Here is a 1,849-nt window from a genome sequence, read left to right on the forward strand (position 1 = left end):
ACGGTGTGCTGACTGCGATGACGCAGGAGTGTGTCACCGTGGCCGAGGCCGGTTTTGCCGCTGTGCTGCGCAAGGGCCGGTCGGAGGCGGAGACGTTGACCGGTGCGCTGGCCCGGCTGCATGTCCGGGGCGTGACCCCGGACTGGTCCGCGTACTACACGGGCACCGGCGCGGGCCGGGTCCAGCCCGCCGAGCTGCCGACGTACCCCTTCCAGCAGCAGCGATACTGGCCCGCAGCCACCCCGGCGTCGGGCGACCCTGAGTCGATCGGGCTCGGCGGGGCGGAGCACCCGTTGCTGGGCGCGGCGGTGCCACTGGCCGACGCGGACGGCTTCCTGTTCACTGGGCTGCTGGCCACCCGTACCCATCCGTGGCTGGCCGACCACGCCGTCATGGACACGGTGCTGCTGCCGGGTACGGCCTTCGTCGAGTTGGCACTGCACGCAGGCGCCCAAGTCGGCTGCGAGCGGCTGGACGAGCTGTTGCTGGAGGCGCCGCTGGTACTGCCGGAGCGGGTCGCGGTACAGCTCCAGCTCGTCGTGGACGGGCCGGACGAGTCCGGCCGCCGCCTTTTCAGCCTGCACTCCCGCCGCCAGGACGCGCTCGCGACCGAGCCGTGGACCCGGCACGCCACCGGTGTGCTGGCCGCCACCGCTCAGAGCGAGCCCGGCGACCTCACCGTATGGCCGCCGCAGGGCGCCACCGCCATTCCCGTCGACGGCCTCTACGAGGAGCTGGCCGGAGCCGGTCTGGGCTACGGCCCGGTCTTCCAGGGGCTTGCGGGCGCCTGGCGGCTGGGGGCCGACCTCTTCGCCGAAGTTCTGCTGCCCACGGCCGAACAGGTGCCGGGCGTACGGGGCGCGGAGGCTGACCGATTCGGCCTGCACCCCGCGCTGCTCGACGCCTGTCTGCACGTCATCGGCCTGGACGGCCCGGACCGGGAAGCCGCGCTGGCCGAGGGCGCGCTGCTGCCCTTCGCATGGAACGGCGTGCAGCTGCTGGCCGCCGGCGCCGGTGTGCTCCGGGTGCGGCTGACCGAGCAGTCGGAACACACTGTGTCCCTGCTGGTGGCCGACGGCACCGGGGCGCCGGTCGCCACGGTCGACTCGGTGGCGCTGCGCCCGGCTTCCGCCGAGCAGGTGCGGGCCGCGCGGAGCGGGCTGCACGAGTCGCTGTTCCGACTGGAGTGGACCGCCGTTCCGGTGCCCGCCACCGGCGCCGCGACCGGCGACTGGGCCGTGCTGGGCGCCGGCGCGGACGAATCGGCCCGGCTGGATGAGGCGTTCGGGACCGATGTCAGGCCGACCGCGTACCGCGACCTGTCGGCGCTGCGTACGGCCGTCGAGGCAGGTGCGCCCGTACCGCACACTGTGCTCATCGGCGGAATCGGCGGAATCGGCGACGGCACCGAGGTCGGCACGGCCGCCGTGCACGCCACCACGCTGGGCGTGCTCGAACTGCTTCAGTCCTGGCTGGCCGACGAGCGGTTCGCCGAGTCGCGGCTCGTACTGCTGACGCGCGAGACGGTGGAGACCGAGGCCGGAGCGGGCATCGCGGACCTGCCGCGGGCCGCCGCACGCGGACTGTTCCGCTCCGCGCAGTCGGAGAACCCCGGTTGGCTGACGCTGCTCGACACGGACGGCCGGGCGGCCTCGTACCGCAAGGTGCTTGCCGCGCTCGCCGTGGACGAGCCGGAGCTGGCACTGCGCAACGGCGCGGCGCTGGCACCGCGGCTGGCCAGGGTGCCGGTCGCTGACGGTGCCGAGGCCGCTGTGTGGGATCCGGAGGGCACGGTGCTGGTCACCGGTGCCAGTGGTCAGCTGGGTGGTCTGTTCTCCCGTTACCTGGT

Annotated in this window: 1 protein-coding gene; it reads left to right on the plus strand. The window is 73.8% G+C overall.

All coding sequences use genetic code 11. The features are described 5' to 3' along the window. Positions 1–17: 17 nt before the first annotated feature. Positions 18–1,849 (plus strand): SpnB-like Rossmann fold domain-containing protein (locus ABTZ94_RS37415; RefSeq protein WP_351207907.1); only part of this gene is annotated, 1,832 nt, incomplete at its 3' end.

The sequence above is a fragment of the Streptomyces sp. NPDC002785 genome (assembly GCF_040295565.1).
Lineage (GTDB): Bacteria > Actinomycetota > Actinomycetes > Streptomycetales > Streptomycetaceae > Streptomyces.